Source organism: Hyphomonas oceanitis SCH89, from assembly GCF_000685295.1.
GTDB lineage: Bacteria > Pseudomonadota > Alphaproteobacteria > Caulobacterales > Hyphomonadaceae > Hyphomonas > Hyphomonas oceanitis.
This window is the reverse complement of record NZ_ARYL01000025.1, coordinates 38,334-58,667: the sequence shown is the minus strand read 5'-3', so window position 1 is coordinate 58,667 and position 20,334 is coordinate 38,334. Positions and strand designations below refer to the sequence as shown.

The 20,334-nt window shown below is 61.7% G+C and carries 18 protein-coding genes; 5 read left to right on the top strand and 13 right to left on the bottom strand.

Features of this window, described 5'->3' with window-relative positions; genetic code table 11:
- Window positions 1-436: 436 nt before the first annotated feature.
- The 3 genes from trpD to lexA all read left to right on the top strand — a co-directional run bounded on the left by trpD (window position 437) and on the right by lexA (window position 3,013).
- Complete coding sequence (gene trpD / locus HOC_RS14960; protein WP_035540017.1) at window positions 437-1,468, top strand: anthranilate phosphoribosyltransferase; 1,032 nt, start codon at window positions 437-439, stop codon at window positions 1,466-1,468.
- Window positions 1,465-2,268 carry an indole-3-glycerol phosphate synthase TrpC gene (locus HOC_RS14955; RefSeq protein ID WP_035540015.1) on the top strand — a complete coding sequence of 268 codons (804 nt, stop codon included), beginning with the start codon at window positions 1,465-1,467 and terminating at the stop codon, window positions 2,266-2,268. The genes trpD and HOC_RS14955 overlap by 4 nt, the downstream gene beginning before the upstream one ends.
- A 61-nt stretch (window positions 2,269-2,329) precedes the next feature.
- Window positions 2,330-3,013: a transcriptional repressor LexA gene (gene lexA, locus HOC_RS14950; protein WP_035540013.1), complete on the top strand. Its 684-nt coding sequence runs from the start codon at window positions 2,330-2,332 to the stop codon at window positions 3,011-3,013.
- On the opposite strand, the gene HOC_RS14945 is transcribed toward lexA, so the two are convergent.
- Window positions 3,004-5,082 (bottom strand): ComEC/Rec2 family competence protein, encoded by a 2,079-nt coding sequence (locus tag HOC_RS14945; protein ID WP_162174864.1) that lies wholly within the window; start codon window positions 5,080-5,082, stop codon window positions 3,004-3,006. The genes lexA and HOC_RS14945 overlap by 10 nt on opposite strands.
- Window positions 5,083-5,110: 28 nt before the next feature.
- Here HOC_RS14945 and gltX point away from each other — a divergent pair, with 28 nt between their 5' ends.
- Window positions 5,111-6,580 carry a glutamate--tRNA ligase gene (gene gltX, locus HOC_RS14940; protein ID WP_035540011.1) on the top strand — a complete coding sequence of 490 codons (1,470 nt, stop codon included), beginning with the start codon at window positions 5,111-5,113 and terminating at the stop codon, window positions 6,578-6,580.
- 40 nt (window positions 6,581-6,620) lie between these two features.
- A complete protein-coding gene (locus HOC_RS14935; protein WP_035540033.1) occupies window positions 6,621-7,925 on the top strand; it encodes a citrate synthase in 1,305 nt (434 codons plus the stop codon).
- On the opposite strand, the gene HOC_RS14930 is transcribed toward HOC_RS14935, so the two are convergent.
- The 12 genes from HOC_RS14930 to pyrH are packed head-to-tail and all read right to left on the bottom strand — an operon-like array spanning window position 7,922 to window position 20,263.
- Window positions 7,922-9,079, bottom strand: coding sequence for a lipid-A-disaccharide synthase (locus HOC_RS14930; RefSeq protein ID WP_035540009.1), 1,158 nt, complete (start codon window positions 9,077-9,079; stop codon window positions 7,922-7,924). The two genes, HOC_RS14935 and HOC_RS14930, sit on opposite strands and share 4 nt — an antisense overlap.
- Window positions 9,076-9,909, bottom strand: a complete 834-nt coding sequence (locus HOC_RS14925) for an LpxI family protein (RefSeq protein WP_035540031.1) — start codon at window positions 9,907-9,909, stop codon at window positions 9,076-9,078. Before HOC_RS14925 ends, HOC_RS14930 begins: the two co-directional genes overlap by 4 nt.
- A 10-nt stretch (window positions 9,910-9,919) precedes the next feature.
- Window positions 9,920-10,708 carry an acyl-ACP--UDP-N-acetylglucosamine O-acyltransferase gene (lpxA, locus tag HOC_RS14920; protein ID WP_035540007.1) on the bottom strand — a complete coding sequence of 263 codons (789 nt, stop codon included), beginning with the start codon at window positions 10,706-10,708 and terminating at the stop codon, window positions 9,920-9,922.
- Between the two features lie 47 nt (window positions 10,709-10,755).
- On the bottom strand, window positions 10,756-11,772 hold the full coding sequence (gene lpxD / locus HOC_RS14915) for a UDP-3-O-(3-hydroxymyristoyl)glucosamine N-acyltransferase (RefSeq protein ID WP_035540006.1): 1,017 nt from the start codon (window positions 11,770-11,772) through the stop codon (window positions 10,756-10,758).
- Window positions 11,773-11,785: 13 nt separating this feature from the next.
- Entirely contained in the window at window positions 11,786-12,376 is a 591-nt protein-coding gene (locus HOC_RS14910; protein WP_035540005.1) for an OmpH/Skp family outer membrane protein, read from the bottom strand.
- Window positions 12,377-12,404: 28 nt separating this feature from the next.
- Window positions 12,405-14,960: an outer membrane protein assembly factor BamA gene (bamA, locus tag HOC_RS14905; protein ID WP_035540003.1), complete on the bottom strand. Its 2,556-nt coding sequence runs from the start codon at window positions 14,958-14,960 to the stop codon at window positions 12,405-12,407.
- A gap of 39 nt (window positions 14,961-14,999) precedes the next feature.
- Window positions 15,000-16,169 (bottom strand): M50 family metallopeptidase, encoded by a 1,170-nt coding sequence (locus HOC_RS14900; RefSeq protein WP_035540000.1) that lies wholly within the window; start codon window positions 16,167-16,169, stop codon window positions 15,000-15,002.
- A gap of 5 nt (window positions 16,170-16,174) precedes the next feature.
- Window positions 16,175-17,374: a 1-deoxy-D-xylulose-5-phosphate reductoisomerase gene (dxr, locus tag HOC_RS14895; protein ID WP_035539998.1), complete on the bottom strand. Its 1,200-nt coding sequence runs from the start codon at window positions 17,372-17,374 to the stop codon at window positions 16,175-16,177.
- A 3-nt stretch (window positions 17,375-17,377) separates the two neighbouring features.
- The gene (locus HOC_RS14890) at window positions 17,378-18,196 is read right to left on the bottom strand and encodes a phosphatidate cytidylyltransferase (protein WP_035539996.1); all 819 of its coding nucleotides are present in this window, start codon (window positions 18,194-18,196) and stop codon (window positions 17,378-17,380) included.
- Entirely contained in the window at window positions 18,196-18,957 is a 762-nt protein-coding gene (locus HOC_RS14885; protein WP_035539993.1) for an isoprenyl transferase, read from the bottom strand. The genes HOC_RS14890 and HOC_RS14885 overlap by 1 nt, the downstream gene beginning before the upstream one ends.
- Complete coding sequence (gene frr / locus HOC_RS14880; RefSeq protein WP_035539990.1) at window positions 18,957-19,511, bottom strand: ribosome recycling factor; 555 nt, start codon at window positions 19,509-19,511, stop codon at window positions 18,957-18,959. The genes HOC_RS14885 and frr overlap by 1 nt, the downstream gene beginning before the upstream one ends.
- Complete coding sequence (gene pyrH, locus HOC_RS14875) at window positions 19,508-20,263, bottom strand: UMP kinase (protein ID WP_035539987.1); 756 nt, start codon at window positions 20,261-20,263, stop codon at window positions 19,508-19,510. Before pyrH ends, frr begins: the two co-directional genes overlap by 4 nt.
- Window positions 20,264-20,334 lie beyond the last annotated feature (71 nt).

The window sequence follows — 20,334 nt, the reverse complement described above, 5'->3', positions numbered from 1 at the left end:
CTGGTGGATCACCCCTGTGGGGCAGGCCACTAGCAACGAGCCGGTTACGCCTTCGTCCGCCATTTTTTTTATAACTTTCGGATTGGCCTCGAAGTCTTCGCATGTGTAGATATTTTCAGCAGGCGGTCGATAAGCCGTAAGGCATCCTGCCGGCAGCATCATTATCAACGCTAGCCAAAAAATACGGAATATTGAGCGTACACAAACCATAGCAATGCCCCCTTTGGTAGTAATAATACACTACTTTTGATTAAAATAATATGGGCGTTTATATTGGGCTGACTGCCTAAATGATCCGACGACAACTCTTGCGCGGCTCATTCAATGTGATGAATATCAAAATCGTATATTCTACGTTGGCAATAATTCTCATTCACTGCATTGAACCACCGGACCAGGACCGCTATCGCTGTCCACCTTGAGCCGGAATTCATTGATGACTGACACTGCCCTCACCACGGCCATCAAGGCCATCGCCCGCAATGAGACGCTGGAAGGCGAGACACTCGAAACAGCGTTCGAACTCCTGCTGACGGGCGAAGCCGCCCCGGAAGAGATCGGCGCTTTCCTGACAGGCCTCGCGGTGCGCGGCGAGACGGCCACAGAGCTGACTGCCGGCGCCCGCATCATGCGTCAGCACGCCCGCAAGGTTCATGTCGAAGGCCCCGTGCTCGATACATGCGGCACCGGCGGCCTCCCATGGAAGAGCCTCAACACATCCACCGCCAGCGCGCTCGTCATCGCCGCTGCGGGTGGCCGCGTCGCCAAGCATGGCAACCGGTCCGTTCCGCCCAAGACAGGCTCGGCCGACGTGCTCGAAGCGCTTGGCGTGAATCTTGAAACCGACGAGAGCGAATTCCAGGCCTGCCTCAATGGCGCCGGTGTCGCCTTCATGTTCGCCCGCGCGCATCACAGCGCCATGCGCCATGTCGCGCCGGTGCGGGCCAAGCTCGGCATCCGCACCATCTTCAACCTGCTCGGCCCCCTCTCCAATCCGGCCGACGCGCGATTCCAGGTCCTCGGCGTCTTCGCCCCGCAATGGACCCGGCCCATGGCCGAAGCGCTGGCCGCGCTCGGCACCACTAAAGCCTGGGTCGTTCACGGCCGCGACGGCATTGACGAGCTGTCCATCGCTGGCGCCAGCCATGTCTGCGAAGTCGAAAACGGCGCCATCCGCGAATTCGAAATCCATCCCGCCGATGCCGGCCTCGACACCAGCCCGCTCTCGCGCCTTGAAGGCAGCAGCGTGCAGGACAACGCCATGGCCATCACCGACCTGCTCGACAGCCAGGAGGGCCCGTTCCGCGACGCTGTATTGCTCAACGCCGCCGCCGGGCTCCACGTCCTCGGCCTCGCGTCTGACCTGAAACAGGGCGCGGCCATGGCGACCGAAGCCATTGACTCAGGCAAGGCCCGCGACACGCTGCGCCGCCTCGCCGCCCTCTCCAACGGGCAGGAACCGGCATGAGCACCGCCCTCGACCGCATCATCGCCTACAAGCATGACGAAGTGGCCGCGCTGAAGCGCGGCGAATCCTTCGAAAGCTTCTCGCGCATGGCCAGCGAGGCCAGCCCCATCCGCGGCTTTGCGGCAGCCATGGACCGCATCACGGCGACAGACGAAAACGCCCTGATCTGCGAACTGAAGCGCAAGAGCCCATCTGCTGGCGAAATCCTGCCCGGCGCTGACCCTGTCGCCATTGCCCGGGAATACGAGTCCGGCGGCGCGGCCTGTCTCTCGGTGCTGACCGATGGGCCCAGCTTTGGCGGATCGCTCGCCGATTTCGCCGCCATCCGCAGCGCCGTCAGCCTGCCCATGCTGCGCAAGGATTTCCTCGTCGACACCATTCAGGTCGCCGAAGCCCGCGCCCATGGCGCCGACTGCATCCTCGTCATCCTGTCGGCCGTTGATGACGTGCTGGCTGGCGAGCTTTCAGCTGCCGCAACCGGTTTCGGCATGGATGTTCTCATTGAAACCCATGACGAGGCCGAATTGGAACGTGCGCTGCGCCTTCCGTCGCCCCTGATCGGCGTCAATAATCGCGACCTGAAGCGCATGGTGACCGACCTTACCACCACTGAGCGGCTGGCCCCTCTGGTCCCCTCAGATCGTCACCTGATCGCCGAAAGCGGCATATCCACGACAGATCACATCATTCGGTTGCGAGCGTCTGGCGCCCGGCGCTTCCTCATTGGGGAAAGCCTGATGAAGATGAACCTATTACGTGAATCCGCGGTGACAGGGTTAAGAAAAGCCCGTTCCAATTGACCCGAAACATGAACGCATGTAGAACATATGAGAACATAGATTCGGACGGAAGGAATCACCCGTGCTGACCAGTAAACAGAAAGAGCTGCTGCTCTTCATCAATGAGCGGATCAAGGAGACCGGTGTTTCCCCCTCTTTTGATGAAATGAAGGAAGCGCTCAATCTTGCTTCCAAGTCCGGCATTCACCGCCTGATCTCGGCGCTTGAGGAACGCGGTTTCATCCGCCGTCTCGCGCATCGGGCTCGCGCCCTCGAAGTGCTCAAGATGCCTGAGTCCGCGATTCCCACGCAGGCCGCTCGCGGCCGCAAGGATTTCAAGCCAGCGCTCGTCGCCACCGGCCTGCCGACCGAGGCGCGTGCCCCCCGTGCCATCCCCATTCTGGGGCGTATCGCGGCCGGTGTGCCCATCTCCGCCATCCAGCAGGACAATGGCCATATCACTGCGCCGGATGACCTTGCCGAGGGCGAAGAACACTTCGCACTCGAGGTCAAAGGCGATTCCATGATTGAGGCCGGCATCCTCGAGGGCGATCTCGTCATCCTCCGCCGCACCGAAGCCGCCAATACGGGCGACATCGTTGTCGCCCTGATCGACGGCGAAGAAGCGACGCTGAAGCGCCTGCGTCGCAAGGGGGCCTCCGTTGCCCTTGAAGCCGCCAACCCGGCCTACGAAACCCGCATTTTCGGTCCCGACCGCGTGCAGATTCAGGGCCGCCTCGTCGCCCTCGTCCGCCGCTACGACTGACACTGCCTCCATGGCCGGTCGCGGCATACCGCGCCGGCCTGGACAATCATTCCAGACTTGCCCTGCCAAACGGAAAGCCCGCCTACTCGGCTAACCTGTTCCCAATTGTGATTGAACGCGCACGCCTCTCCGGGCGCCGTTAGCGACAGCTGCAGGACCGCCTCATGAAGAGGCCGGCAATTGCCCTCGTTGCTCAGTTCAAGGCGTCCGGCAGGTGTCTCCAGTTCGCAAGGCAACTCCCCGCAGCTTGCCGCCTCCAGCGTGCTGTAGCGCAGCGGCGCCAGCCCATCGCCATCCGCGAAGTCGAAACGCTTCATGCCGCCCTCGCTGGTTCTGGCGAAAACCTCGCCGGAAGCAGACCAGTGCAGGACCAGTTGCGGGCTCTCTGTCCACAAATAGACCGCCGGAAGGACCGCGAGTGCACACAGAAGTACCCGACCTGCCCCACGAGCGGTCGTCACGAGGGCCAGCGAGACCGCAAACAGCGCCATGCTTGCCCCCGGCATCGCCGACGGGAGGGACACTTTGGACGGCGCCATATCGGCGCACCCATGCGCAATCATCAGCACCAGTTCCAGCGAATAGCCAAACAGCCTCAGCCCCACATCGCCCAGCCCGAACGGCGTCAGCAGCAGTGCCAGCGCCGCAGACGGCGCACTCACGAAACTGATCACCGGCATGGCCAAAAGGTTCGCAATCAGCCCCAGCCCCGCCAGCCTGTCAAAATGGTAGAGCGCAAAGGGTGCTGTCGCCACTGCAGCGACAACAGATGTCATCACCAGTGAGGCCCACGCAAAGGGGATCGGCCCCAGAACGCGTTCCCGCCCCGCCCTGCGGTGCGACCACGCCTCATAGGTCGCAATCAACGCCCCCGAGGCCGCAAACGACATCTGGAACCCCGGCGTCATCACGCTCTCCGGCTGCAGCAGCACCACAGCGATCATCGCAATCGCAAAGGAGCGCATCGAGATCGCCGCCCGGTCAAACAGCACAGCGCCGAACACCACCGCCGACATGATAAAGGCCCGCTGCGTCGAAACGCTCGCCCCAGACAGGACGAGATAGGCAAGGCTCGCCAGCAGGGCCGTCACGGCCGCCGGCTTCTGGACCGGCACGCGCAACGCCAAAGGCTCGAACAGGACGAGGGCCTTTTGCGTCAGGAAGAACACAAGTCCCCCGACAATGCCCATGTGCAGGCCGGAAATGGCCAGCAGGTGGGCAAGACCTGATCCTCTCAGCGCCTCCTGGTCCTCCTCCGCCATGAAGCTGCGGTCGCCCGAGATCAGCGCCGCCGCGAACCCGCCTGCGCGCTCGCCTGCCGCCACATTCACATGAGCGGCGAGGTTCCGCCGAAAGGTCGAGAGGCTGATGCCAAGCCGATCCGCAATCCCCGTCGGCGCGCCGAGCGTCCCGCCCCGGCAGCGGCCCTGCACATAGCCCACGGCGCCCAGCTGCTCGAAATACGCCTGTCGCTGAAAATCATAATCGCCAGGCAGGACGGGCGCAGGCGGCGGCCTCAGCACGGCCCAGCAGCGCACGAAGCGGCCCGGCGCCACTTCCAGCCGCGCCATATGCGTCAGCCGCACGAAACGTGGCTGGTCCTCCGGCGCGAAGCCTTGAATGGCATGGACTTCGAGGCGGAGACGTGGCCCCTTCTTGCCGGGCTCCACGCCCGCCACCCAGCCTTCCAGCATGACCGGGCGCGTCGCTTCAGTCACCACCGGTGCATCGACCAAACGGGTACGCACGGCACCCGCCGTGAATCCTGTGACGACCCCGAAACCAGCCACCATCAGCACATAAAGGAAGCTCCACGTCACTAAGCGCCGCGCCGCAAGCAGGAGCAGCCCTGCCCCAATCCACGCGCCAAGACAGGCCAAAAGCGACGGCTCTTCGGGGGCCAGAAAATAGGTCGCCGCTCCCGCGCAGAGGGAAAAGGCGAAGAGGAGCGGGCGCGCATCAATCGCGGCCAGTGACCACATGCCTGTCCACCGGGTGCGCCAGGCCGGGGCGGCCCCCTTGCCTTCCGGCGCAACCTTGTGTTTGTGCACCACAGATGAAGTATCCACCTGCATTTACCTGGAGCCTGACGCCCTTATGACCGTTGTCACGCGATTTGCCCCTTCTCCCACCGGCATGTTGCACATTGGAGGGGCAAGGACCGCACTTTTCAACTACTTGTTTGCCCGTCACCATGGCGGCCGCTTCCTGCTACGTATCGAAGACACAGATCGCGCCCGCTCGACGGACGAAGCGACAGCCGCCATCCTTGAGGGCATGACCTGGCTCGGCTTAGACGCCGATGAGGCACCGCTGATGCAATCCAGCCGTGAAGCGCGCCATGCCGAAGTGGCCGCCGAGATGCTGTCGCGCGGCACTGCGTTCAAATGCTACGCCACACCGGAAGAGCTGCAGGCGCGCCGCGACCTTGGCGAGGAGAAGCGCCAGGCCGCCAAGGCTGATGGCCTCAGCGATGAGGCACGCGCGGCCCTGCTGGCCGAGGCTAATGACCTGCTTGCGCCCTATCGTTCGCCATGGCGTGATGGCGCCGCCGCGCCTGCGCCAGACGCCCCCTATACGATCCGCCTGCGCGCGCCGGATGATGGCGACCGTGTCGTGGAAGATGGTGTTCAGGGCACTGTGCGCATTCAGGCCAGTGAGATTGATGACCTCATCATGCTGCGCGCCGACGGCACGCCGACATATATGCTGGCCGTCGTGGTGGACGACCATGACATGGGCGTGACGCAGGTCATCCGCGGCGACGACCATCTGCGCAACACGTTCCGCCAGATCCCGATTTATGAGGCCATGGGGTGGCAGGCTCCTGCCTTCGCGCATGTCTCGCTGATCCATGGGCCGGATGGCGCCAAGCTGTCCAAACGCCACGGCGCACTCTCCACACTCGCCTATCGCGAGATGGGGTATCTGCCGGAAGCGATGAAAGCCTACCTGCTGCGTCTCGGATGGAGCCATGGCGACCAGGAAATCTTCACCGAGGAAGAGGCTATTTCCCTCTTCGATCTCGCCGGTATCGGACGTGCGCCAGCCCGCCTCGACCTGGAGAAACTGGGCCAGATCAACTCCCACTTCATGCGCCTTGCAGACGATGACCGCCTGTTCGGCCTGCTCAAGCCACTCTTCGAGGCAGATGGCGCACTACAGCCAGAACAACAGGCGCGCATTCTCCGCGCCCTTCCGCATCTGAAGGACCGTGGCAGCACGCTGTCAGAGCTGGCATCCGCTTTTGCATTCCTGCAGGCCCAGCGACCACTGAATATGAACAAGAACGCCAGGAAGGCGCTTTCCCCGGAAGGGCTTGACCGGCTCGCCGGGTTGCGTCACGAACTGGCGTCGATATCGCAGTGGACAGCTGAAGAAATTTCGGGAACGATTACTTCGTATTGCACTGCACAAGACCTATCTATGGGGCAGGTAGGTCAACCGCTTCGCGCCGCGCTCACTGGCGGCCTTCCCGCACCCGACATTGCGCCGGTGCTGGAATGGCTCGGCAAAGAGGAAGCGCTCGGGCGAATTGACGATCAACTCGTCCAGGCTGGCAGCTAGGCCACGCCGGACAGACACTGAACATGAAGGGCAAATGCTGATGGAAAACAAGACTAAGAATGCCGGGACCGCCAAGCTGGAAGTCGCTGGCAAATCGTATGATCTGCCGGTCCTGTCCGGAACGCACGGGCCAAATGTTGTCGATGTCCGCAAATTCTACGCGGAATCCAACCATTTCACCTTCGACCCTGGTTTCACGTCGACAGCCAGCTGCGAAAGCCAGATCACTTTCATCGATGGTGACGAAGGCGTGCTGCTCCACCGTGGTTACCCGATTGGCCAGCTGGCCGAACAGTCGACCTTTCCGGAAGTCTGCCACCTCATCCTGAAGGGTGCTTTGCCCAAGAAAGATGAACTCGACGTCTTCAACGCCGAAATCAAGCAACACACCCTTCTCCACACGCAGATGGACCGCTTCTTCGAAGGCTTCCGCCGCGACAGCCACCCTATGGCGATGCTGACCGGCGCAGTTGGCGCGATGGCCTCGTTCTATCCTGGCGCCATCGACAGCGAAGACCCAGTGGAGCGCCACCTCGGTTCAATCCGCCTCGTCGCCAAGATGCCAACGCTCTGCGCCCGCATCCTGAAGTACAATATGGGCCAGAAGTTCGTCGATCCGCGTAACGAGCTCTCCTATGCCGAGAACTTCCTGAACATGTGCTTCTCGGTCACGGCCGAGGATTACAAGGTTGATCCGAAAATCGCCAAGGCGATGGACCGCTTCTTCATCCTGCACGCCGATCACGAACAGAACGCCTCGACGTCCACCGTGCGCCTCGCCGGTTCTTCGGGCGCACACCCGTTCGCGGCTGTCGCTGCAGGCGTTGCCTGCCTCTGGGGCCCAAGCCATGGCGGCGCCAACGAGGCCTGCCTCAACATGCTGCACGAGATCGGCACGGTTGATCGCATTCCGGAATATATCGAGAAGGCCAAGGACAAGAACGATCCCTTCCGCCTCATGGGCTTCGGTCACCGCGTCTATAAGAACTACGATCCACGCGCCACTGTGATGCGGGAATCGGCTCACGAAGTGCTCGACCTGCTCGGTCTGCGCGATCAGCCAATCCTCAAAGTGGCCATGGAGCTGGAGCGCATTGCACTCGAAGACGAGTATTTCGTCGAGAAGAAGCTCTATCCGAACGTCGACTTCTATTCCGGCATCATCCTTGATGCGATGGGCTTCCCCAAGCAGATGTTCACCGTGCTCTTCGCACTCGCGCGCACCGTTGGCTGGGTTGCTCAGCTCAACGAAATGATCGACGACCCGACGCAGCGCATCGGCCGTCCGCGCCAGATCTATACCGGTCACGCCATGCGCGACTATGTTCCGATGGACAAGCGCTAGGCGCCAGCTTCCTCAAGGATCACTTCAGCCGCAATTTCGGCTGCATCGCGATCGCCCTCTTTCATTCGGGAGAGGGCGATTTGCTGTTCGGCCCTCTGTTCGGCCAGGGCTTCCGGATTGGTCAGCCATTGCAGCGCCTGGGATGCAATAAGCTCCGGCTTTTGCTGTGTCTGGACAAACTCCGGCACGATCTCTTCGTCATCACTGACGATGTTCAGCAGCGTGATATGGCGTCTCTTGTAGAGGAAGCCGCGCGCGAGCGACCAGGTCACCCAGCCCGTCTTGTAGGCGACGATCATCGGCGTGCCCTGCATGGCCAGTTCGCTCGTCACCGTACCGGAACAGGCGAGCGACAGATCGGCCGCCGCCATCGCGTCATAGCGCTCGGCGGGATTGCTTGAAACGGTTGCCCATTCCGTGACATCCGGAAAAGCCTCGGCGAACTGAGCGGCCACGCTGGCGGCGGGCGCCATGACAATCGTCCGCTCGGGGTCGGAGTCCTTGAGGATGCGCGCCGCCTCTACGAGCGCCGGCGCCACGCGCTTGATCTCGCTCGAGCGGCTGCCCGGCAAGACGAGCACGACCTGCGCATCGGCACGAATGCCGTGGGCGGCGCGGAAGGCTTCGCCATTTCCCCATTGGTGGCGAGACAGGGCCGGGTTGCCGATAACCGTCGTCTTCAGACCGAACGGCTCGTAATACGGCGCCTCGATCTCGTGCATGCAAAGGAGATGATCCACGGTCGCGGCGAGCGTTTTCGCCCTGCCTGCGCGCGTAGCCCACACTTGCGGCCCGATCAGCTTGACCAGTTTAATGTGGGGCGCCCGCGCCCGGACGCGCTGCGCAACGCGCAACATGAAGCCCCATGAATCAACCAGGATGACGGCGTCGGGTGCATCCGCAACGATGGCATCAGCGGCCACATCGGCGAGCTTCACGACGGTGCCATAAGCCTTAAGGCCTTCCAGCAGGCCGAGAACGGAGAGTGGCGCGATATCCAGTGGCGAGACGATGCCGAGGGACGCCATCTCGGCACCGCCAATGCCCGAGACATACACGTCAGGTTGGCGGGTCCGGATAGCTTCAATCACTTCGCGGGCCAGCAGGTCGCCTGAGGACTCAGCCGCGACGAAGTATAGCCGGGGCGCCGTCATGCCTCGAATCCGTAGATGAAGATGCCGAGGCGCTCAGCGGCGGCCTGCATCTTGTCCCGCCCGAGCATAAGGGCGCCGTCAGCCTCGACCGCGAGGCCTGCAAGGCCCGCCGCTGCGACATGCTCGACCGTTGAAAGACCAACCGTGGGCAGGTCGATGCGGCGTTCCTGACCGGGTTTGGGCCGTTTTACGAGTACGCCACGTCGCGCGTTGGGCGTGCCCCGGATCGCTTCCGGGAGGGTTGCGATGCGCGCGAGCATCGCGTCGGTACCCTCCTGTGCCTCAACAGCCAGCACGAGGCCGTCGCAGACCACGCAGCCCTGCCCGATATCGAGATCGCCCAGAGCGGCCACGACATGTGCCCCGCGCTTGATGTCAGCGAGGGCCGTTTCAGTCGGCTGTGGGCCGGCGATCAGGCCAGAAGGTGCTAGGAGGCCGGCATTGACCTCATCGGAGCCTACCACGTTGAAACCCTGTTTCTCCATTTCCCTGACCAGCAGGCGCAGGAGGGCGTCATCGCCCTTCCCGGCTTCGGCAATGACCTTGGGAAGCAGAGCCGCGCCGCGAAGGTCCAGCTTAAGGTCCTTGAAGTTTGGGCGCTTCACGATGCCGGCAAACAGCACGTCTTTGCAGCCAGCCTTCTTGAGCAGCGTGTAGAGTTTGCCGACTTCACCGAGGCCGACCACATCGCCCGGATAGGCGGCGAGGCGTGGTTCCTCGAAGCCCTTGAGCCGAAGGACATAGACGCCCTGCCCCGTCTGAACGGCATTCTCCGCGATGCTGACAGGCAGGTCGCCCAATCCTGCGATCAATCCGAGAGGGGCAGTCATGACGCGCACATCAGGGTTTGCAGATCGGCCGGTCGCCGCCCTGTCGGATGAAGTCGATCATTTCCATGGCCAGCGGCTTGCCCGCGAAGGTTACAGCAGCCTGCGCCAGGCGGTCCTTGAACAGGCCCTCGCCCGTGAAGACCGCCTTGTAGGCGCTGCGGATTTCCTGAAGCTGGGACTTGTCGAAGCCACGCCGCTTGAGGCCGACCATGTTGAGGCCGGAAAGCTTGGCATGGTTGCCGACGACGGAGCCGAAAGGGATGACGTCCTCCACGAGGATCGCGCCACCGCCGATGAAGGCATTGCGGCCAATGCGCGTGAACTGGTGCACGGCCGCCAGCCCGCCGAACCAGACATTGTCGCCCACGGTGATGTGACCAGCGAGCGAGACATTGTTCGCCATGACGACACTGTTGCCGATGTGATTGTCATGCGCGATGTGCGCGCCGATCATGATGAAGCAATTATCGCCGACCTGGGTCAGGCCGCCAAATTTCGGGATGCCGGTATGGGCCGTCGCATATTCCCGGAAGGTGCAATTGTTGCCGATTTGCAGGCGCGACTCAGGCGTTTCCTGAAAGCCGATCACCTGCGGCGGGCCACCGACGACCGCATGGGGGTGCAGGACGCTGTTCTCGCCCAGCGTTGTGTGCCCGATAACAACGGAATGCGAACGCAGCTCGCTGCCAGCGCCAATCACGGCATGCGGGCCGACATGGCAGAACGGGCCAACGCGTGTGCCTTCGCCAAGCTCGGCGCCGGTCTCGACATAGGCGGTAGGATGGATTTCGACGGGCATGGGCGGATCCGGGCGCTGCGGTTGAGGGAAGATCGGTGCAGCCGCGTTCAGGTGGTTTTCTTCGGATTTGCCTGTTTCTGCAACCAGGCAACTTCCCGCATCCACTGACGGATGGGCTTGGCTGGTGTTCCCCCCCATGTTTCGCCTGCCTCGATATTGCGGAAAACACCTGCCGAGGCAGCGAGGTTTACGCCGTCACCGATGACGACATGGTCAGCAATGCCGACGCGCCCACCGATCCGCGCGCCGTCGCCGACAGTCACGGAGCCCGAAATGCCCCCGAACGCTGCCATGACGACGCTGCGTCCGAAAACGACATTATGGGCGATCTGGCAGAGATTATCGATCTTGGTGCGCTCGCCAATGATCGTGTCGTCGAACACGCCGCGATCAATGCAGGAGTTCGCGCCGATCGTGACATTGTCCTGCAGGATGACGCGGCCGAAATGGGGCGCGTCTTCCATGCCCGCCGGACCACCGGTGACACCGAACCCGGCCTCGCCAATGCGTACGCCGGACAGGAGCGTGACCTTATCACCGACAAGCGCGCAGATCAGCGAGACATTCGCGCCGATACGACAATTTCGACCGACCTGGACACCCGGACCAATCACCGCATTCGCGCCTATCACCGTGCCTTCGCCGACCGTTGCACCGGGCCCCACGACCGCGCCGGGCGATACAATCGCGCCGGGGTGCACCTTGGCCTCAGGAGAAATCCGGTCGTCGCCCGACCAGATCAGGTGACGCGGCTGGAACAGCGCGTAGGCCACGAGGCCGTGAAAGTGGCGCGGTAGCGGCGTTACCAGACAAGGAACACCTTCGGGCGCATGCTTGAGATTGGCTTCGTTGACAATGAGGGCCGAGACGTCAGCACCGACGGAGACGTCGCCTTTGCCGTCGCCATCGAGGAAGGCGAGGTCTCCGCGGCGACCTGTGGCCGCTGCGGAGACACTCGTGATCTCAACTGACGCATCACCGTTCAGGACGGCGCCCGTCAGCTCCGCGATCTTGCCAAGCGTCAGAGCGCCTTGCGGTGCGTAGAAGCGTGGATCGACCGTCACCTAGCCATTCGTCCTATTGTGCGGGTTGGGCCGGCGCGCGCTGGCGTGTGACCGTGATCGTCGGCGTCTTAGCATCCAGCTTGGAGATAACCGCAGCGCTTACGTCGATTGCATCCGAGCTGTAGATGACCTGGGATTTCGACATGACGACCTGGGCATTCTTCTCCTTCACGACTTCCATCAGGACGGGTTCGATCGCCTTGTTGAACTCGATCAGAGCGGCTCGCTCGGTCAGCTGGAATTCCTGGCTGACGGTCTGGCGCTTCTGGGCAAAGGCATTGGCCCGGTTCTGGTAAGCGGTGAGTTGCGAGACGAGCGCCGTATCGGCAGCAACCGCTTCACGGGTCTTGCCTTCGACCTTGGCCTGAAGCGCCTTGCCGTCGGTTTCGAGCGTGGCGCGGGTTGGCTCCAGTTCGTTCTTCATCTGGGTCTCAAGGTTCTTCAGTTTGGTCTGGATGTCCTTGCCAGCCTTGCTGTCGCTGAGAATGCGGCCTTCGTCGATCATGACGACGGTCGCGCTCTGGGCAGACGCTGCAGGGGCCGTAACGGCCGCAGCGCTGACAACCAGCGAAAGGGCAAAAAGCATGTGTTTGAATAGGGACATGGTCCGTCTCCTGTTTGGCATTTCTGGATTAGAAACGTGTAGAGGTTGAGAACCGGAAAGTTTCGGTTCGGTCATAGTCTTCCCTGCGAAGGATCTGCGAGAAGTCAAAGCGGATGGGCCCGAATGGGGAATCCCAGAAGACGCTCAGACCGGCCGATGCCCGCAGGGCTGTGGCATCCTTGGTCAGGCGGACAGCGGTCGTGCCGTCGCCTGGCTCGTAGTAGACGGTTGGGCTGACATCAGGACCGCGAAGCGTTCCCACAGCACCGACATCTGCAAAGAGGGCACTCTTGATGCCGTACTCTTCAGGGAACACGCTTGGCAGGGTGAGTTCGAACGTACCCTGATAGTAGAGGTTGCCCCCGAGCGAGTTGCCGCGACGCGTCGACAGGAGTTCACCGGTCTCCGGGTCGTAAACCCGCACGATCTCACGTGGGCCGAGGCCGGCCACGTCGAAGCCCCGGAACGTGCTGCCACCGCGGAAAAAGCGGTTGTTGATCCGGATGCCCTGGCCGTCTTCCAGAGGGAAGATATAGCCGCCCGAGAAACGGGCGCTGGCAATGATGTCTTTCCAGATACCGCGGTAAAGTGAGGCGCTGCTTTCGGTGCGAAGGTATTTCACATCACCGCCAAGACCGGCGACTTCCTGGCTGAAGCGGAAGTCAAAGCCGCGCGTCGGCTGGATTGGATCGTTCGTGCGGTCCCAGAAGAAGCTGTAGCCGAGGATGCTGGACAGTTCGCTGCGCTCGGAGCGGCAGCTGGAATCGCGCAGAAGGTAGAGCGGATCACACTGGTCGACGATCAGAAGCTCGCCTGGAAAATCTTCCGGTGTCGCAGGGCGGAATTTATCATCCGTCGCATCGTTAGGTGTGTCGGCACCCGCTGTCTGGACCAATCGACCCGACTGAAATCCGGTCGTCGTATCAATGATAATGTTGCGGTCCGGGATCTGAACGTCATCAGACTGGATCTTGTAGCTGAGCCCCATCTGCATCCGCTCGCTGAGCGGGAAGCCGACGCGCAGGCCGGTACCAATCGTCTCGGCGGTGTAGCTGCCATACTTCTTGAAGTCCTGCTTTGTGGCGTAGAGATCGACGCCAGCCGACAGGTTGCGATCAAGGAAGCGGGGCTCTGTGAAGCGCAGGTCAACGACCTGCTGGCGGCTGGAGGTCGACACACGGGCGACGACCGACTGGCCACGGCCCCGCAGGTTGCGCTGTGAGGCGCTCAGATCGAAGAGATAGGAGTCGACCGAAGAGAAGCCCGCTGCGAAGGAGAGCTCGCCGGTTGGCTGCTCTGTGACCTTCACGTCGACAATGCTCTTGTCCGGACCGTCACCCGGGTTTTCGACGATCTCAACATCCTTGAAGAAGCCAAGCGCGCGGACACGGTTCTTGGAACGGTCGAGCAGGATGCGGTTGAAGGCGTCACCTTCGGAAATGCGCAGTTCACGGCGGATGACGCGGTCGAGTGTCTGCGTATTGCCGACGATATTGATGCGCTCGATATAAACGCGCGGCCCCTCATCCACGGCGAAGGTGACATCGATGCGGCCCGTATCCGGGTTCACATCAAGTTGCGGACGGATATCAACGAAGGCATAGCCTGCGATACCGGCAGCATATGTCAGCGTATCGATTGTTTCTTCGATCAGGTTGCCGCGGAAGAGATCGCCCGTCTGGATCGGTACGGCCGCACGAAGGGCCTTGGCGTCCAGTTTCTCAAGCGCGGTTTCGACCTTCACTTCACCGAAATCATACTGACGACCTTCATCGATGGTCATCGTGATGTAGAAGTCTTTCTGGTCCGGCGTCAGTTCGGCGACAGCCGAGTCCACGCGGAAATCGTAATAACCATTGTTCTGGTAGAACTCGCGCAGCTTCTCGCGGTCATATTCGAGACGGCCAGGGTCATAGTTGTCATTCGAGCTGAAGAAGCGCCACAGGCGGGACTGGCGGGTCACGATCTCGCTACGCAGGCGGGAGTCGGAATAGGCCTTGTTGCCGATAAAGTTGATCGAGCGAACGCCGGTGACGGGGCCTTCCGTGATTTCGAACACGAGGTCGACGCGGTTCTGCTCCAGCGGCTTGTATTGCGGCTCGACCTTGGCGGCGAACCGACCGGACTGGCGGTACAGTTCCAGAATGCGCTGAACGTCGGCCTGAACACGTGCGGCGGTGAAGATTCCGCGCGGGGCTGCCTGAACCTCTTCCTTGAACTTGTCGTCCTTGAGGGCCTTGTTACCCTCGAAGATCACGCGGTTGATGATGGGGTTTTCAACGACGCGAACGAGCAGGTCATCCCCGCTTCGGTCAATGGAGACGTCAGCGAAAAGGTTCGTGGCGAACAGGGTCTTCAGGGAGAGATCGATACGTTCCGGATCAAACGGATCACCCGGCTCGACCAAGAGATACGATTGCACAGTACGCGCTTCGATACGCTGGTTGCCCTCAACCAGAATGGACCGGATCGTACCGCCATAGCGGCTGTCTTCCTGCGCTTCGGCGGTATTGGTCAGTCCCGGCAGGACGACAAACGAAAAGACGCTGGTCGCCATAAGGGTTGCTGCAAGGAACTTACGCATTGTGGACAAATCTTTCTTGTTATTTCTGAGGCAGCCGTATCAGCCGCCCGTTCCCCCGAACAAGCCGGTCTCCATGATGTCACCCCATGTGATCACCACTACCATCCCCAATAACAGGATCAGACCGAATGTCAGGCTCATCTCCTGCACTTTCTCTGGCAGTTCCCTGCCCGCAATCGCCTCATAAGCATGAAAGACGAGGTGTCCGCCATCCAGCACAGGCAGTGGCAGAAGGTTGAAGAAGCCGACACCCACGGAAATGGCGGCACAGATGCTGAGGAGCATCCAGAACAGTTGTTCCAGCTTAGCCGTCTGGCTGACGTCCGGCTGTTCCCAGACCTTGTTGACGACACGCCGCGAAATATCACCGATCCCAACCGGGCCTGTCATCGTGTGCACGGACATTTTGCCCGTCACGATGCGCGACAGCATGGTCACGGTCCGGTCAATCGTAGCGCCGGTTTCCACCACCCCAGCGCCAAGCGCCTGGACGGGGTTGTATTTGACACGTTCGCCAACCGCGATGCGCGCCATGGCGATGCCGATGGTTGCCTGCGGCACCATCTGGCCGAATTCGTTTTCGCGAACCACTTCGTCCGGCGTCACTTTCAGGGCAACGGGCGCGCCATCGCGCAGCACTTCGAACGTCATTTCTTCATTCGGATTGAGCATGATCGGAATGGTGATGCTGCTCGCATCCGTGACCGGATGGCCATTGACACTGACAAAGGCGTCGCCAGCCTTCATGCCGCCGCGTTCAGCGGGTGAGTCTGCCACCACGTCAGCGATGCCGATGGAATAATTCGTCCGGCCATGCGTACCCAGGATGAGTGCGAAGATCAGGCTTGCGAGGACGAAATTGGCCAGCGGCCCCGCAAGGCTGACGAGCATGCGCTGCCAGACGGTCAGGCTCTTATACGCCTTCCCTACAGGACCCTGCTCCATCTTGCCGACATCACCGGCCAGCTGGCTTTCGCCGACGAATTTCACGAAACCGCCAAGCGGGATCCAGTTGACGCGCCAGCGCGTGCCGACCTTGTCCTTGCGTTCGAAAATGGGACGACCAAAGCCAACGGAAAAGGACTCGACGGCGGCGCCGAAGAGGCGGCCCACGAGGAAATGTCCAAGCTCGTGAATGATCACGACGATGCCCATCATGAAGACGAGGCATACGATGAAGAGCGGACCCTGGCTAAGCAGCTGACCCAAACGACTTACCCTCCTGCCCGGCTAGGGGCCATTCTTAACAATTCGGTCGCCGTATCACGGCCGAACTGGTCCAGATAAGCTATTTCGTCCAGCGTGTCACAGGCCAAAGAGGCCATATTACCGGAAGAAAAGCGACTCAAGGCTTCTTCTACGACCCAGCTTATGTCCAGAAATCCGCATTGACCCGCAATAAATGCAGAAACGGCTGATTCATTAGCGCTATTTAATACCGTAGTACCGCCCGTACCGAGACTTATCGCGCGGCGGGCGAGTTCGATGGCCGGAAAGCGCGAAGGATCAACAGGTTCGAAGTCGAGGCGCCCCAACGCCGCCAGGTCGAGCCGGGCGACATTCGTGGTTAACCGGTCCGGCCAGCCAAGAGCATAAGCAATCGGGGCGCGCATGTCGGGCATGCTCAGCTGCGCGATCACCGAGCCATCCGTAAAATGGGCCATGCCATGGATGATGGATTGTGGATGCACGAGGACTTCAATCTGCGCCGCATCCACGTCGAACAGGTAAGCGGCTTCGATGAATTCGAGGGCCTTGTTCATCAAGGTCGCGCTATCGATGGAATTCTTGATGCCCATCGCCCAGTTGGGGTGGGCGGCCGCCTCAGCGGGCGTTACCCCGGCCATTTGTTCCAGCGACGCAGTGCGGAACGGGCCGCCGGAGGCTGTGATGCTGAGCTTCTCGAGCGACCGACCGTCGCCGATGGACTGGAATATGCCACTATGTTCCGAATCAACAGGGAGAATACGCGCGCCGGACCTGGCGGCTTCTGACAGGATCAGCTTGCCACCGCAGACAATGCTTTCCTTGTTGGCGATGGCGACATCCGTACCCTGGCGCACGGCGGCGAGCGTCGAGGCCAGCCCTGCTGCGCCCACGATGGCTGCCAGAATACGGTCGCAGGGACGTGTCGCTGATTCTGTGATGGCCGAGGTTCCGCCGGCCGTTTCAATGCCAGTGCCCGCCAGACGGTCCCGCAGCTCCGGCAATTGGCTCTCGTCAGCGATGACGGCGATTTCCGGTCTGACGGCCAGCGCCTGCTCTGCAAGGGATGCAGCATCCCTGCCCGCTGCCAGTACGACGATTTCAAAGGATGTATCGCCTGCAGCATTGGCCTGCGCCACGACATCAAGGGCAGACGTCCCTATCGAGCCTGTCGAGCCCATAATGGAAATACGACGGGGGTGGGCCATAAACTAGAATCCAAGCGTTTCTGCGAACCCCGGTATGGCATAGAGCGCTAGCGATCCGAAAATACAAACAGCACCCAGGCCGTCCACACGGTCCAGCACGCCGCCATGTCCCGGCAACAATGTGCCCGCATCCTTGACCTTGAAGCGGCGCTTGATGCCACTCTCGAAGAGATCCCCGACCTGGGCCACGATGGACGTGCCCACGCCTGCTGCAATCCATACAGGATAAGACGCCATTTCGATGTCGCCGATAGCGAGGCCGCAGAGGCCGCAGGCTGTCACGGCACCCAGCGCACCGCTCCAGGTCTTGTTCGGGCTCTCGCTTGGCAGCAGACGGGGTCCGCCGAGGCCGCGCCCGGTGAAATAGGCGGCGGCATCAGACGCCCAAACGAGGGACATGAAAAACAGGGCCGCGGCGCGACCATCCCATGGGCCAGAACGGAGAAAATAGAGGCCGGCCGCCATGCCGGAGACGTAGAGAAGGCCGAACATGGCTGTACTGCGAAAGCGCGGCGTCCCGCCCGCTGCGACGGCGCAAAACACCATCCCGGCAGCGAAAACCAACACTGAGACCCAGACGAGGCCGAGCGGGAGCGACAGCAGGCACAGCGCCGCCGCAGCCGACATGGCGCGCGGACGCGGGAAAACGCTTATCTGGCTCCACTCATGGGCCATGGCTGCTGCAAAGACGGCGCAGCCTATGCCAAGCCACCAGCCGCCTGCCCAGACCATCGCAACGGCCACGGGAATGAGCACTGCCGCAGACATCAGGCGCAGGCCAAGCTCTGAGAACCGCCGGTCGCGCGGCGTCCAGTCGCCCATTAGTAGGCCCCAGGCGTGACCGCGCCGAACCGGCGTTCGCGCTCCTGATATTTCGCCAGAGCCTCCTCGAGGGAGGCACGATCAAAGTCCGGCCACAGGACATCCATGAAGACGAGTTCTGCATAAGCGCACTGCCAGAGCAGGAAATTGCTGAGCCTGTATTCGCCGCTGGTGCGGATGAGAAGATCGGGGTCTGGCAGCATTTCCGTATCGAGGAAGTGGCCGAGACGCGTTTCGTCGATGTCGTCGGCCTTCAGCTCACCCGCTTCAACTGCGCGGGCCATGCGGCGGGCAGCGCGGGTGATCTCCTCGCGGCCACCATAATTGAAGGCGATTGTCAGGAAGAATTTGGTGTTCGCAGCCGTCGTGCGCTCAGCCTTGTCGACGAGGGCTGCGACATCCGCCGGCAGGCCTTCGCGCTGGCCGATGATGCGAACGCGAACGCCCTCCTGTGTCAGCCGGGCCAAATCTCGCTGGACGTAGGCTTTCAGCAGGCCGAACAGCGCGTTCACTTCGGCGGCAGGACGGCGCCAGTTCTCAGTGGAGAAGGAGAATACGGTGAGGTAGCGGATGCCGATCTCACCAGCTGCTTCAACCGTGCGCCTCAGGGCCTCAACGCCGCGCTCATGACCCGCTGCACGCGGAAGGCCGCGCGCCTTGGCCCAGCGGCCATTGCCATCCATGATGATCGCGACATGGGAGAGCCCCGGCTGCTGCCCCGATACAACATTGGTGACATCAGAGGCGGATACGGCAGACATTAGACCTGCATGATCTCCGTTTCTTTAGCCTTAAGCGCGTCATCCACACGGCCAACAAAGGCATCTGTCAGCTTCTGGACTTCATCGGAGAGGCTGTGGAGGCGGTCTTCGCTGATCTCGCCGTCCTTTTCCATCTTCTTCAGGCTGTCCATGCCGTCGCGGCGGATGTTGCGCACGGCGACTTTTGCGGCTTCGGCATATTTGCCAGCAATCTTGGTCAGCTCCACGCGGCGCTCTTCGTTGAGCGGTGGGATCGGAATGCGCAGGGTCTGGCCATCCATGATCGGGTTGAGGCCCAGACCGGACTCGCGGATGGCGCGGTCCGTAGCGCCAACAACGGTCTTGTCCCACACGTTGACGGACAGCATGCGCATGTCGGTGACGGACACCGAAGCGACCTGGGACAGGGGCACGGTCGAGCCATAGGCGGGCACGTTGATCGAATCGAGCAGGTTTACCGAAGCCCGGCCCGTACGCAGGCCGCTGAACTCGGTCGACAGCGACGTCAGCGCGCCTTCCATCCGGCGTTCAAGATCCTTCTTTTCATAGGTCATTTCGCGACCCCTCCTTCGTTCGATATCGTTGTCGATGTGCCCCGCCCGTGCAGGACATTCAGGAGCGAACCTTCTTCCTTGAGCGAGAAAACCACAATCGGGACATTGTTGTCACGCATGAGGCTGACGGCTGACGAATCCATGACTCGCAGGTCTTTGGCCAGCAATTCCTGATAGGCCACCTTCTCATACCGTGTCGCGGTGCTGTCGAGCTTGGGGTCGGCCGTATAGACGCCGTCGACCTGTGTGCCCTTCAAAAGCGCGTCGCAATTCATTTCGATGCAGCGCAGGGCAGCGCCCGTGTCCGTTGTGAAGAAGGGGTTGCCGATGCCGGCGGCGAAGATAACGACGCGGCCCTTTTCCATGTGGCGCTGGGCGCGGCGACGGATGTAGGGCTCGCAGATCTGGTCCATGTTGATGGCCGACTGGACGCGCGTTGGCACGCCCTGGCTTTCGAGCACGCTTTGCATGGCGAGGGCGTTCATGACCGTGGCCAGCATGCCCATGCTGTCAGCCTGCGCCCGCTCCATGCCCTTGGCAGCGCCCGCCATGCCCCGGAAGATGTTGCCACCCCCGATGACGAGGCAGATTTCGGCTCCGGCTGTGCGGGCCCCTGCAATGGCTTTGGCGAACTGTTCAACGGTGGGGATGTCGATGCCGAACTGGCCGGGGCCCATAAGGGCCTCGCCGGACAGTTTGAGGAGCACACGCTTGTATTTTAGCGGGCTGGTCTCCGGATTCTCGCCTGGCATAGCTTTCTCCGTCACTTGAAGCCCTGAATAGAGCTCCTAAAAGATTCCCGGCTGCCTGTCATGGGCAGCCG